The organism is Nocardioides luteus (assembly GCF_015752315.1).
GTDB lineage: Bacteria > Actinomycetota > Actinomycetes > Propionibacteriales > Nocardioidaceae > Nocardioides.
This window is the reverse complement of the sequence record NZ_JADOVJ010000001.1, coordinates 562,498-575,351: the sequence shown is the minus strand read 5'-3', so window position 1 is coordinate 575,351 and position 12,854 is coordinate 562,498. Positions and strand designations below refer to the sequence as shown.

At 68.9% G+C, this 12,854-nt stretch carries 14 protein-coding genes; 9 read left to right on the top strand and 5 right to left on the bottom strand.

Going from position 1 to position 12,854, the window contains the following annotated elements; all coding sequences use genetic code 11:
- Positions 1-17: 17 nt before the first annotated feature.
- The 6 genes from ectB to HD557_RS02710 all read left to right on the top strand — a co-directional run bounded on the left by ectB (position 18) and on the right by HD557_RS02710 (position 4,732).
- Entirely contained in the window at positions 18-1,886 is a 1,869-nt protein-coding gene (gene ectB / locus HD557_RS02735; RefSeq protein ID WP_269210628.1) for a diaminobutyrate--2-oxoglutarate transaminase, read from the top strand.
- 28 nt (positions 1,887-1,914) lie between these two features.
- Positions 1,915-2,331, top strand: a complete 417-nt coding sequence (locus HD557_RS02730) for an ectoine synthase (RefSeq protein ID WP_196872739.1) — start codon at positions 1,915-1,917, stop codon at positions 2,329-2,331.
- Complete coding sequence (gene thpD / locus HD557_RS02725; protein ID WP_196872738.1) at positions 2,328-3,227, top strand: ectoine hydroxylase; 900 nt, start codon at positions 2,328-2,330, stop codon at positions 3,225-3,227. Before HD557_RS02730 ends, thpD begins: the two co-directional genes overlap by 4 nt.
- Positions 3,228-3,296: 69 nt before the next feature.
- Positions 3,297-3,623, top strand: coding sequence for a DUF4333 domain-containing protein (locus HD557_RS02720; protein WP_196872737.1), 327 nt, complete (start codon positions 3,297-3,299; stop codon positions 3,621-3,623).
- Between the two features lie 37 nt (positions 3,624-3,660).
- Positions 3,661-4,212 carry a hypothetical protein gene (locus HD557_RS02715; protein WP_196872736.1) on the top strand — a complete coding sequence of 184 codons (552 nt, stop codon included), beginning with the start codon at positions 3,661-3,663 and terminating at the stop codon, positions 4,210-4,212.
- Positions 4,213-4,237: 25 nt separating this feature from the next.
- A complete protein-coding gene (locus HD557_RS02710; RefSeq protein WP_040755956.1) occupies positions 4,238-4,732 on the top strand; it encodes a MarR family winged helix-turn-helix transcriptional regulator in 495 nt (164 codons plus the stop codon).
- Positions 4,733-4,757: 25 nt separating this feature from the next.
- Here HD557_RS02710 and HD557_RS02705 read toward each other — a convergent pair whose 3' ends face one another.
- From HD557_RS02705 to HD557_RS02695, 3 genes are read right to left on the bottom strand one after another with little or no spacing between them, the layout of a single operon-like run.
- The gene (locus HD557_RS02705; protein ID WP_196872735.1) at positions 4,758-5,024 is read right to left on the bottom strand and encodes a transcriptional regulator; all 267 of its coding nucleotides are present in this window, start codon (positions 5,022-5,024) and stop codon (positions 4,758-4,760) included.
- A 5-nt stretch (positions 5,025-5,029) separates the two neighbouring features.
- Entirely contained in the window at positions 5,030-5,374 is a 345-nt protein-coding gene (locus HD557_RS02700; protein ID WP_196872734.1) for a zinc ribbon domain-containing protein YjdM, read from the bottom strand.
- 41 nt (positions 5,375-5,415) lie between these two features.
- Positions 5,416-5,748 (bottom strand): ArsR/SmtB family transcription factor, encoded by a 333-nt coding sequence (locus tag HD557_RS02695; protein WP_008360734.1) that lies wholly within the window; start codon positions 5,746-5,748, stop codon positions 5,416-5,418.
- A 116-nt stretch (positions 5,749-5,864) separates the two neighbouring features.
- On the opposite strand from HD557_RS02695, the gene HD557_RS02690 reads away from it, so the two are divergent.
- The 3 genes from HD557_RS02690 to icmF all read left to right on the top strand — a co-directional run bounded on the left by HD557_RS02690 (position 5,865) and on the right by icmF (position 11,007).
- The gene (locus HD557_RS02690; RefSeq protein ID WP_040755950.1) at positions 5,865-6,104 is read left to right on the top strand and encodes a hypothetical protein; all 240 of its coding nucleotides are present in this window, start codon (positions 5,865-5,867) and stop codon (positions 6,102-6,104) included.
- Positions 6,105-7,790 carry a SulP family inorganic anion transporter gene (locus tag HD557_RS02685; protein ID WP_008360730.1) on the top strand — a complete coding sequence of 562 codons (1,686 nt, stop codon included), beginning with the start codon at positions 6,105-6,107 and terminating at the stop codon, positions 7,788-7,790. It abuts the gene before it with no gap.
- 100 nt (positions 7,791-7,890) lie between these two features.
- Positions 7,891-11,007: a fused isobutyryl-CoA mutase/GTPase IcmF gene (gene icmF / locus HD557_RS02680; protein WP_196872733.1), complete on the top strand. Its 3,117-nt coding sequence runs from the start codon at positions 7,891-7,893 to the stop codon at positions 11,005-11,007.
- Between the two features lie 21 nt (positions 11,008-11,028).
- On the opposite strand, the gene HD557_RS02675 is transcribed toward icmF, so the two are convergent.
- Entirely contained in the window at positions 11,029-11,949 is a 921-nt protein-coding gene (locus tag HD557_RS02675; protein WP_196872732.1) for a VOC family protein, read from the bottom strand.
- Complete coding sequence (locus HD557_RS02670) at positions 11,946-12,842, bottom strand: fumarylacetoacetate hydrolase family protein (protein WP_196872731.1); 897 nt, start codon at positions 12,840-12,842, stop codon at positions 11,946-11,948. Before HD557_RS02670 ends, HD557_RS02675 begins: the two co-directional genes overlap by 4 nt.
- Positions 12,843-12,854 lie beyond the last annotated feature (12 nt).

The following is a 12,854-nucleotide window of genomic DNA, read 5'->3' as shown; positions in this document are numbered from 1 at the left end:
GTTAGCGTCGCTTGGCGATGCCACATCGCAATTCGACTGGCAGCGTGCCCCGCCCGAAGTCGGCTACCCGAGTCGACTTCCGCTCACCGGACCTCCAGGACGGTCAGCATCTGTGGCGGATGGCACGGGACTCTCGGGTACTCGACGTCAACACCTCGTACGCCTACCTGCTGTGGGCGCGCGACTTCGCGGCAACCTCGATCGTCGCGACCGTCGATGACGATCCAGGAGGATTCGTCATCGGCTACCGGCGGCCGGACGAGCCGGAGACCCTGATGATCTGGCAGGTCGCCGTCGACGAGCGGCACCGCGGCCAGGGTCTGGCCCGCCGCATGCTCGACACGCTCGTCGACAGCCTCTCCGGCGAGGGCGTACGCCGCCTGGAGACGACCATCACCGCGGACAACAGCGCCTCCATCGCGCTGTTCACCTCGTTCGCGAACGCACGCAGCGCCCCGATCGAGCGCACGCCGCTCTTCGAGGCCGCGATGTTCCCCGACGGGCACGACCCGGAGCTGCTGTTCCGCATCGGCCCGTTCTCGACCGCACGACCCGACCGGAACACCGGCTCGGGATCGACGACACACGGAGGTGTCATGTCCATGACGACGACCGCCGAACCCGCCACCGCGATCTTCGACTCCCTCGAGTCACAGGTCCGCAGCTACTGCCGCAGCTGGCCGGCGGTGATGACCCACTCCCAGGGCTCCACCGTCACCAGCGAGGACGGGAGGGAGTTCCTGGACTTCTTCGCCGGAGCGGGCGCGCTCAACTACGGGCACAACAACCCCGCGCTGCTCGATCCCCTGCTCGACTATCTTCGCGAGGGCCGCATCGTGCACTCGCTGGACATGCACACCAGCGCCAAGCGGGACTTCCTGCAGGCCTTCTCGGACCTGATCCTCGAGCCGCGCAACCTCGACTACAAGGTGATGTTCCCGGGTCCGACCGGGACCAACTCCGTCGAGGCCGCTCTCAAGCTGGCCCGCAAGGCGACGGGACGCCAGCACGTGCTGTCCTTCACCAACGCGTTCCACGGGATGACCCTCGGCTCGCTGTCGGTGACCGGCAACTCGATGAAGCGCAGGGGCGCGGGCATCCCGCTGACCAACAGCTCGAAGATCCCGTACGACGACTACTTCAACGGTGCCGTCGACGACTTCATGTGGCTGGAGCGGGTGCTCCAGGACAGCGGCTCCGGCGTCGACAAGCCGGCCGCGATCATCGTGGAGTCCGTCCAGGGCGAGGGCGGCCTCAGCGCCGCCCGGCTGGAGTGGCTCAAGGCGCTCTCGGACCTGTGCCGCGAGCACGACATCATCCTGATCCTCGACGACGTGCAGGCCGGCTGCGGCCGGACCGGCACCTTCTTCAGCTTCGAGGAGGCCGGATTCACCCCCGACATCGTCTGCCTGTCGAAGTCGATCTCCGGCTTCGGCCTGCCGATGGCGCTGACCCTGATCCGGCCCGATCTGGACCAGTTCGAGCCCGGCGAGCACAACGGCACCTTCCGCGGCCACAACCTCGCCTTCGTCACCGCCCGGGTGGCGCTGGAGACCTACTGGGCCGACCAGTCCTTCCAGAAGGACGTCCAGGCGAAGGCCGCCGAGCTGCGCACGGGGCTGACGAAGATCGCCGATCGGTACGAGGGTGCGGCCGTCCGCGGTCGCGGTCTCCTGACCGGCATCGCCTTCCCGGACGCCAGCTCGGCCGGGAAGATCGCGGCCGCGGCGTACGAGCACGGCCTGCTGGTCGAGACCTCCGGTCCCGAGGACGAGGTGCTCAAGACGATGCCGCCGCTGACCATCACCTCCGAGGAGCTCGCGCGCGGTCTGGACGTCCTCGACGAGGCCACCGCGTCCGTCCTCGGCGACGGCACCCCGGCCTGACCGCCCCGAGACCCGAAACGGAGAGAACATGCGCGTCACCTATCTGGAAGACCTCGACGACACCGACCGAGACGTACGCGTCGAGTCCGAGCACGGGGCCTGGCGCAGCCGCCGGATCGTGCTGGCCCGCGAGGGCGTCGGCTTCTCCTTCCACGAGACCAACATCCCGGCCGGGACGACGAATGAGTTCTGGTACGCCAACCACATCGAGTGCGTCTACTGCGTCGGCGGTGAGGGCGAGCTCCTCGACCGCGAGACGGGAGAGACGTACGAGATCCGCGACGGGATGTGCTACCTGCTCGACAAGCACGACAAGCACACCGTCACCGCCACGACGGACCTGCGTCTGATCTGCACCTTCAACCCGCCTGTCACCGGTCGTGAGGTGCACGACGCCGACGGCGTCTACCCGCTCCTCACCGAGACCAAGGAGGTAACTGCATGACCGCTACCACCGAACACGCCGAGGACGTGTACCCCACCCGCCTCGAGGACGGCTTCTCCGTGCTCCCCCGGCAGGACCAGGTCGTCTGGGGTACGGCCGCCGACGGGCCGATCGACCAGCAGACGCTCGACTCCTACGACGAGCGCGGCTACCTGACCGTGCCCGACCTCATCACCCCCGAGGAGGTCGAGGAGCTCCGCGCCGAGCTGCGTCGGCTCAGCAACGACCCGGAGACCCGGGCCGACGAACGCACGATCATCGAGTCCTCCTCCCAGGAGGTGCGCTCGATCTTCGAGGTGCACCGCACCAGCGACGTCGTCGCCCGGCTGGCGGCCGACCCACGCGTGGTCGGCCGCGCCCGGCAGATCCTCGGCTCGGACGTCTACATCCACCAGAGCCGGATCAACCTCAAGCCCGGCTTCGGCGGCGGCGACTTCTACTGGCACTCCGACTTCGAGACCTGGCACGCCGAGGACGGCCTGCCCCGGATGCGGACGGTCAGCATCTCCATCTCGCTGACCGACAACCACTCCTTCAACGGGCCGCTGATGATCATGCCCGGGACGCACCGGACGTACGTCTCGTGCGGCGGCGCCACTCCCGAGGACAACTACAAGTCCTCGCTGGTGATGCAGGGCGCGGGCACCCCGGACCAGGAGACGATCACGAAGATGGCGAACGTCTACGGGATCGACGTGCTGGCCGGTGCTGCCGGCAGCGCGGTCATGTTCGACTGCAACTGCATGCACGGCTCCAACGGCAACATCACGCCGTACCCGCGCTCGAACGTCTTCCTGGTGTTCAACAGCGTGGAGAACACGGCGGTCGAGCCGTTCTCGGCCCCGAGGCCGCGGCCCTCGTTCATCGGGGCGCGCGACTTCACGCCGGTGGGCTGACGGCCCTGCGGCGCCCGAGGTGGTGCGGCGTACGTCTGTCCGGTCTTTGCCTACCCCTAGGCTGAGCCCATGACACGCACCCGCGCCTTCTCGGGCGCCATGACCGGCGCGGCTCTGCTGGCGCTGTCGCTCGCCCTGACGGCCTGCGGTTCGGGCAAGGACTACGTGCAGGAGAAGACGGTCGAGCGGATCGCGACCGAGCAGCTCACCAACGCCATCGGCGTGACCCCCGAGGGCCTCGACTGCCCCGGCGACCTCGAGGGCAAGGTCGGCACCGAGATGACCTGCGTCCTCACCTCCGAGGGCGAGAAGTACGACGCGATCATCACCGTCGACGACGTCGACGGTGGCCGTGTCCACTTCAAGATCGACGTGCCGCCCAACGCCACGGAGTGAGCCCACGGAGTCCCCGGAACCGATAACCTCTTGAGTCGTGTCCCCTCATGCGAGGCCTTTCTTCGACCATGTCGCGCGCGTGTGCGACGGCACGCCCTACAAGGCGACCGAGACGGCGCGCGGGTTCGACGTCGAGCTCGACCTGGCCGACGAGCGCTGGCACCCCACGTTGCTGGCCGCCAAGCTGAACTGGGTCTTCACCTACCACGTGTCGATGCCGACCCGGAGCTCCTACGCGATCATCGAGGACACCCGCAGCCTCGTCTGGTTCGGCGACGTGCCGCACACCCAGAAGACCGGCGTACGCCGCATCGAGGCCGACGACGACCAGACCGATCAGGGCGTGTGGACCGTGCACGACCCCGCGGCGGTCCCCGACCTGGACCAGTTCCGCTTCGACGCCGAGGAGGGCCGCACGCTGATCACCAGCGTCGCCCGGCTCTACGCGCTGCAGCAGCGCGGCGCGCGGCACGAGGGGGCGGGCTTCTCCGTCGCCGTGGGCCTCGTCGTGACCCTCTCGGTGATCGCGACGGTCATCGGCGTGGCCGTGATCCTCAACCTGATGGGCACCTTCGGCTCGCCGTCTTGACCATGTCGTCGGGACAATCTGTGTGATGCTGACCCGCATGGATCCGATCCGCGAGGCGAAACGGCAGTGGATCGCGCACGGCTGGGCCGACGCTGCCGACGGGATGGCGCTGGTGACCTCGCTCGTGCGCGTACACCAGCTCGTCATGGAGCGCGTCGATGCCGCGCTGCGCCCCCACGACCTCTCCTTCGCCCGCTACGAGGTGCTCCGCCTCCTCTCCTTCACCCAGGAGGGCCAGCTCCCGATGGCCAAGCTGGGCTCCCGGCTCCAGGTCCACCCGGCCTCGGTGACCAGCGCGGTCGCCCGGCTGGAGAAGCAGGGCTTCGTACGCCGCAGCCGCTCCGACGCCGACGGCCGTGTGGTCCTCGCCGCCATCACCGACGCGGGACGCGAGGTGGTCGAGGCGGCCACGGTCTCCCTCAACACCGAGGTCTTCGAGAAGCCCGGGATCGAGGACGTACCCGGCGTGACCGCGCTGCTCAGCCAGCTCCGCGCAGCCTCCGGGGACACGGTCGACTAGGACGTGGCGTGGCCGCCGGGTCGGGCTACCTCCAGAGCACGAAGTAGTAGACGAGCAGCGGGATCACGGGCGTCAGCAGAAACCAGGGCGTGGCCAGCGAGAGCCTGTTGATCAGGCGTACGCCGGCGACGGCCATCACGCCGAGAAGCAACGAGATCACGAAGAGACCCTCGCGCGCGCCGCCCTTGTCGGCACCGGTCGCGCCGAGCGCGGCCATCGCCAGGGAGTGCAGGAGCACGACGGCGCAGAGCAACGAGGACGCGACGTACTTCTTGACCTGCTCGATGTGCACGAGGATCAGCTCTTCTTGACGTAGTCCGACTTGAGCTGCATCGGCCCGATGCCGTCGATCCTGCAGTCGATGTCGTGGCCGCCGAAGCCGTCGCCGAGGCGGATGTTCTTGACCTTGGTGCCGACCTTGACGACGAGGGAGGACCCTTTGACCTTCAGGTCCTTGATCACCGTGACCGAGTCACCATCGGCGAGCGGGGTCCCGTGGGCGTCGGTGATCTGCCCGGCATCGACGGTCTCGGTGTCCTCGGGATTCCACTCGTGTCCGCACATCGGGCAGACGAGCAGGGCGCCCTGCTCGTAGGAGTAGGCCTCGGAACATTCCGGGCATGGGGGCAGTGCGTCGGTCATCAGACTCTCTTCGATGTTGCTCACGGGCGGGTGGGTCGGCGTCAGTCGTCGGCGACCGTCAGTTCGTCCTCGAACTCACTGCGGGTCTCGGCGAGGTTGAACAGGATGGTGCGTGCGGAGAACAGGAGGTCGCGGACCTCGGGGATGCTGATGGAGTACACGACCTCGCTTCCTTGCCGGTAGGAGGCCACGAGCGAGGTGCGCCGGAGCACCGAGAGCTGCTGCGACAGGTTGCTGGGCTCGATCGCGATCCGTTCCAGGAGCTCGTGGACGGCGTGGTCGCGCTCGGCGAGGAGCTCCAGGATGCGGATCCGCGCGGGGTGGCCGAGGGTGCGGAAGAACTGGGCCTTGGCCTGGTAGAGCGGGACGCTCATCGAGTCCTCCGTCGAACGGGATGGAGCGGGAAGTCCGGCATGGGACTATGATACATGACTTGAAGATATCTTCATGTCTTGGATTCATTTCGCCACTCGACCTTCAGGAGCACCTAGTGGCCAACGTGAGCGCCGGTCGGATCGAGATCGGCGATGTCATCACCATCCCGGGAACACCGCTGCGTCGGTGCCGGGTGCGCCTGATCCGATCCGCCGTTCCGGGCGTCGTGTGGCTCTATCTGACCGACTCGACCGGGAAGCGGATCCGTCGTCACGTCGCGCTCCCGCTGGACCAGAGCATCCTGCGCCACCACACCACACCGTTCGATCCCGATCAGATCCCGGAGGACGGCTAGGTGGTCGACGTGTCGTCGGTGTCGCTCGCGGGGCTGAGAGATCGCGGCGTCGCCCTGCTGCCGGGCCGGGAGGACTGGCAGGCGGTCAGACGGGATCCGAGGAGAGACCTGGTCGCCGGGGTCACGGTCGCCGTGGTGGCACTGCCGCTGGCGCTCGCGTTCGGGGTGTCCTCCGGGATGGGAGCGTCGGCCGGGATCGTGACGGCCGTGGTCGCAGGCATCGTCGCGGCCGTGTTCGGCGGCTCGAACCTGCAGGTCTCCGGGCCGACCGGGGCGATGACGGTCGTGCTGGTGCCGATCATCCACGACTTCGGCCGCGACGGGGTGCTGATGGTCGGACTGCTGGCGGGGATCATGCTGCTGATCGCCGCCGGGCTCGGTCTCGGGAAGCTGGTGCGCTACCTGCCGATACCGGTGATCGAGGGATTCACGGTGGGGATCGCCGTGGTGATCGGGCTGCAGCAGGTGCCGGCGATGTTCGGGATCGACGGCGGCGAGTTCGAGCACACCTGGCAGGTCGCTCTCGACGTGGTCCGTCGCTGGCTCGGACAGCCACAGTGGGCACCCGTGGTGATGGCGGTGCTGGTGGCGGCGTTCATCCTCGCCGCGCAGCGGTGGCGTCCGGCGGTGCCGTGGTCTCTGGTCGCGATCGTGCTGGCCACCGTGGCCGGGCTGTGGTCACCCGTCGAAGGGATCGGCGAGTTGCCGCCGGGCCTGCCCGCGCCGAGCGCTGGATTCGTGTCGCTCTCCGGGCTGACCGCCCTGGTCCCCGCGGCCGCGGCGGTTGCCGCGCTGTCTGCCCTGGAGAGTCTGCTGTGCGCGACCGTGGCCGACTCGATGACCGTGGACGAGTCCCACGATCCCGACCGCGAGCTCATCGGCCAGGGGCTGGCCAACCTCGCGGTGCCGTTCTTCGGCGGCGTACCCGCGACGGCGGCGATCGCGCGCACCGCCGTCAACGTGCGTGCCGGGGCGCGCTCCAAGCTGGCCGCTGTCACTCATGCGGTGGTCCTGCTGGTGATCGTGAGCGCGCTGGCCGGTCTGGTCTCGCACATCCCGCTCGCGGCGCTCGCCGGCGTGCTGCTGGCCACCTGCGTACGCATGATCGAGGTCGCCTCGGTCCTCGCCCTGCTGCGCTCGACCCGCGGCGACGCGGTCGTCCTGGTGCTCACCTTCGTCGTCACGGTCGTCTTCGATCTCGTCGACGCGGTGATCGCGGGGCTGCTGGTCTCCATCCTGTACGCCCTGCGGCAGGTCGCCCGGAGTGCGGTCATCGAGCGGGTCGAGCCGTTCGGGCCGGCCCGTGGGATGCACTCGGAGGAGGAGCACGAGCTGCTGAAGAAGCACATCGTCGTCTACCGCTTCGACGGACCGCTCTTCTTCGCCGCCGCCCACCGCTTCCTGCTCGAGCTCTCCGAGGTCGCCGATGTGCGAGTCGTGGTGCTGAGGATGTCCCGCGTGACCACGATCGACGCGACCGGCGCGAAGGTCTTGGACGAGGTCATCTCCCGTCTCGAGCGACGGGGCAAGGTCGTCATGATCTCGGGCATCTCTCCCGAGCACGCCGAGATCCTGGCCCGCCTCGGGGTCGCCGACCACCTGCGCCGCGACGACCGCATCCACAGCACGACTCCGGAGGCCATCTCCCGCGCGCTGGAACTGGTGGCCGAGCACGCCGCGACGTGAGGCCGTGGGCCCAGACGTACGCGCGTACTGGCGAGTATGTGATCCACGACCTATCCTGGAAATACTTGGACGTCCAACTATTCCCCTGGGAGCACCGCCCATGTCCGACCTCCACATCCCCCAGAACCACGTGCGGATCGTGACCGCGAGCAGCCTCTTCGACGGCCACGACGCGGCGATCAACATCATGCGCCGAATCTTCCAGGCCCAGGGATGCGAGGTGATCCACCTCGGCCACAACCGCTCGGTGACCGAGATCGCCGACGCCGCCGTCCAGGAGGACGCCCACTGCGTCGCGGTCTCCTCCTACCAGGGCGGCCACGTGGAGTTCTTCGAGTATCTGGTCAGCGCGCTCAAGGAACGCGGCGCCGGCCACGTCAAGGTCGTGGGCGGGGGCGGCGGCGTCATCGTCCCCTACGAGATCGAGCGGCTGGCCAACTCCGGCGTCAAGATCTTCTCCCCCGAGGACGGCCAGCGACTGGGCCTCCCCGGGATGATCAACTCGGTCGTACGCGACATCGACCGCGACCTGTGGCCCACCTTCCCGATCACGCCCGACGGCGTGGTCGCCGGCTACGGCCTCGCCATCGGGCGCGCGATCACCGGTGCCGAGCAGGGCCGGCTGCCCGAGGACTTCCTCGCCCGACTGCGGGAGGCCGACCAGGCGGTCGTGCTCGGCATCACCGGCACCGGCGGGTCCGGCAAGTCCTCCCTCACCGACGAGCTGGTCCGGCGGCTGCGCAACGACCAGGAGGACAAGATCCGCATCGGCGTCCTCGCCATCGACCCGACCCGGCGGCGCGGTGGCGGCGCGCTGCTGGGCGACCGGATCCGGATGAACTCGCTGGCCGCGATGCACGACGGCGGCTCGACCACGTTCTACCGCTCCCTCGCCACGCGCGGCGGTCACGAGGTGCCCGAACGCTTCGCCGAGGTGCTCGCGGTGATGAAGTCCGCCGTCGACCTGGTCATCGTCGAGACGCCCGGCATCGGCCAGGGCGACACCGGGATCAGCGACTTCGTCGACGTCTCGCTCTACGTGATGACGCCCGAGTTCGGTGCCGCCTCGCAGCTCGAGAAGATCGACATGCTCGACTTCGCCGACGTCGTGGCGATCAACAAGTTCGAGCGGCGTGGGGCCGAGGACGCGCTGCGCGACGTCTCCCGCCAGCTCGTCCGCAACCGGGAGGCCTTCACCTCCTCGCCCGAGGACATGCCGGTCTTCGGCACCTCCGCCGCAGCCTTCGACGACGACGGCGTCACCGCGCTCTACCAGCACATCAAGGGTCTTCTCGGCGAGGCCGGCCTCGCGCTGAGCGAGGGCACGCTGCCCCGCGTCTCGACCCGCCACTCGACGGGCCTGCACCCGATCATCCCCGAGAAGCGCGTCCGCTACCTGGCCGAGATCGCCGGCGACGTACGCGACTACCACGCGCGCACCGTCGAGCTCATCGCCGCGGCGCGCAAGGAGCAGGCGTACGAGATCATCTCCGCGGACCACCCCGAGCTCGAGCTCCCGGCCTCCGAGCTCCCCGAGGACCTCCGCACGCAGCTGGACTCGTGGCAGAAGACCAAGGAGACGTACGCCGCCGATGACAGCGGCCGGACCTCGCTGGCCGGCAACTACATCCCGCGCGTGGCCACCCCGGGCTACACCGACCGCGGTGAGCTGACCCGGTTCCTTCGCAACGAGAACCTGCCCGGGTTCTTCCCGTTCACGGCGGGCGTCTTCCCCTACAAGCGCGCCAACGAGGACCCCGCCCGGATGTTCGCCGGCGAGGGCGACCCGTTCCGCACCAACCGTCGCTTCAAGCTGCTCTCCGAGGGCCAGCCCGCCACCCGGCTCTCCACCGCGTTCGACTCGGTCACCCTCTACGGCCGCGACCCCGACCTCCGCCCCGACATCTACGGCAAGGTCGGCACCTCGGGCGTCTCGGTCGCGACGCTCGACGACATGAAGGCGCTCTACGACGGCTTCGACCTGCTCGCCCCGACGACCTCGGTGTCGATGACGATCAACGGGCCGGCGCCGACGATCCTGGCGTTCTTCCTCAACACCGTGATCGATCAGGCCCGCGAGCGCGGCGTCGACCCGGCGAAGGCACTGCAGACGGTGCGTGGCACGGTGCAGGCCGACATCCTCAAGGAGGACCAGGGCCAGAACACCTGCCTGTTCTCCACCGAGTTCTCCCTGCGCTGCATGGCCGACATCCAGGAATGGTTCATCCAGAACAGCGTCCGCAACTTCTACTCCGTCTCGATCTCCGGCTACCACATCGCCGAAGCCGGAGCCAACCCCATCTCCCAGCTCGCCTTCACCCTCGCCAACGGGTTCACCTACGTCGAGTCCTACCTCGCCCGCGGCATGTCGATCGACGACTTCGCCCCCAACCTGTCCTTCTTCTTCTCCAACGGCATGGACCCCGAATACTCCGTCATCGGCCGCGTCGCCCGCCGGATCTGGGCCATCGCCATGCGGGAACGCTACGGCGCCTCCGAGCGCTCCCAGAAGCTGAAGTACCACATCCAAACCAGCGGCCGGTCCCTGCACGCCCAGGAGATGGACTTCAACGACATCCGCACCACCCTGCAAGCGTTGATCGCGATCTACGACAACGCCCAGTCACTACACACCAACGCCTTCGACGAAGCCGTCACCACCCCCTCCGAAGAATCCGTCCGCCGCGCACTGGCGATCCAGCTGATCATCAACCGCGAATGGGGCCTCGCGTTCAACGAGAACCCACTCCAAGGCTCCTTCATCATCGACGAGCTCACCGACCTCGTCGAAGAAGCCGTCCTGAAGGAGTTCGACCGGATCTCCGAACGCGGCGGCGTCCTCGGCGCCATGGAGACCGGCTACCAGCGCGGCAAGATCCAAGACGAGTCCATGCTCTACGAGCACCGCAAGCACGACGGCACCCTGCCCATCGTCGGGGTCAACACCTTCGTCCGCGACACCAACGGCACCCCCGCCGGCCCCGTCGAGCTCGCCCGCGCCACCGAGACCGAGAAGAAGTCCCAGCTCGACCGCGTCCACGCCTTCCAGGCGGCCCACGCGACCGAGGCCCAAGCCGCCATCGCCCGGCTCAAGCAGGCCGCGACCTCCGACGAGAACATCTTCGCCGCCCTCATGGACGCCGCCCGGGTCTGCTCGCTCGGTCAGGTCACCGAGGCGTTCTTCGAGGTCGGGGGTCAGTACCGGCGCAACGTCTGAGGCAACCACCCCCGTCGTACGTCATCCCTTGCTGTGGGCTCCGGTCATCAAGGCCGCGAGGTCCTCGGGCTCGAGGAACGACGGCGGGGGCGGTGGTCCCCAGCTGAACAGGCCCTTGGCTCCCTCGAGGACCTCGGGCGCCCAGATCTCGTCCTCGGGGATGCAGTCCATGTCGGAGAAGTACTCGGAGAAGTTGCCGGCCGGGTCCTTGAGGTACCAGAAGAAGTTCGAGCCGGCGTGGTGGCGGCCGAGCCCCCACACGTGGCGCTCGGGAGCGCCCTCGAGCATGGCGTGCGCCCCGCGGCCGACGTCGTCGATGTCGTCGACCTGCCAGCTGGTGTGGTGCAGGTAGTTGACCGGCGACTGCAGTGCCAGGAAGTTGTGATGGTCGGTCGAGCAGCGCATGAACGCGCCCTTGTCCCCGATGTGGTCGGAGACCTTGAAACCCAGCCCGTCGACGAAGAACCGCATCGTCGTGGCGAGGTCGGTCGTGCCGGCCACCGCGTGGCCCAGGCGCCGCGGCCGCACCGGTTCGGTACGCAGCACCCCGGGCGCCCGCCCGCGCCGCTCGACCCGGCCGGGCCCGTTGTAGGGAGTGGCCGGTTGCGGCTCCTGCCGCAACCGGGGCAGGACGCGTACCCGGACGGCGAAGCCGCTGACCGGCTCGGTGGTCACCAGCGCGTCGCCCTCCAGGGACGCCGGGTGGCCGAGTCGCTGCAGGGACGCGGCGATCCGGGCGAGGTCGTCGGGGTCGTCGGCGGCGACCCCCAGCTCGACGAGCCGGCGGAACGGTGCCCGCACGAGCTGGAGCTGGTCGCCGCCGTCCCGGGTGGCCAGCGTCGCCTCGCCGCTGACCCGGAGCCCGAAGTCGGTGTAGTAGGACGTGGTCGCGGCGACGTCGGGGACGCCTATGGTGACATGGCTGAGGCGGTGCAGACTCATCGCGGTTCACCCCCGTTCGGCGCCGCCACGAAGGTCTGACGCAGCTCGCCGATGCCTTCGATCGTACTCACCAGGGTCTGCCCCGCCTCGATGAAGCGCTGCGGGTCACGCCCGAGGCCGACGCCGTCGGGCGTGCCGGTGAAGATCAGGTCGCCGGGGTAGAGCGTGACGACCTTCGACAGCTCCGCGATCAGCCGTGGGACCGACACGATCAGGTTGCCGGTGCGGCCGATCTGGACGTTCTCGCCGTCCAGGTCGCAGCGCAGCTCGAGGTCGTCCCGGTCGGGCAGCTCGTCGGCGGTGACGAGCCATGGCCCGGTCGGCGAGAAGCCGGGGAAGGACTTGCCGAGGCCGAACTGCGGCGCCGGACCGCGGAGCTGGGTGACCCGCTCGGAGATGTCCTGGCCGACGGTGACGCCGGCGACGTGGTCCCAGGCGTCGGCCTCGGACACGTTGGTGGCGGTGCGCCCGATGACCGCCACCAGCTCGACCTCCCAGTCGGTGTTGCCGCCCTCGGGAAGCACCACCTCGGTGACCGGCCCGGTCAGGCTGCTGACGAACTTCGGGAAGACCGGCGGAAGCCCGGTGGGGGCCTCGAAGCCGGACTCGGCGGCGTGCGCGGTGTAGTTGAGGCCGACCGCGAAGATCTGGCGCGGCGCCGGTGACGGCGCACCGAGCTCGGCGACATCGAACCCGATGGCGTCGTCCGCGTCGTCCGTCTGAGCGCTCAGGGCCCAGTCGAAGAAGGCCGACCAGTCGGCGTAGAGGCCGGCCGGGTCCGGGCCGAACCGGCCGTCGCTGGCCTTGTGGACGTCGACGGCTCGCGGCTCGGCATCGTCGGGACCGGCGGTGGTGATCAGGACGGCGCGGCCGTCCAGGTTGGCGAGCTTCATGATGATTCCTTC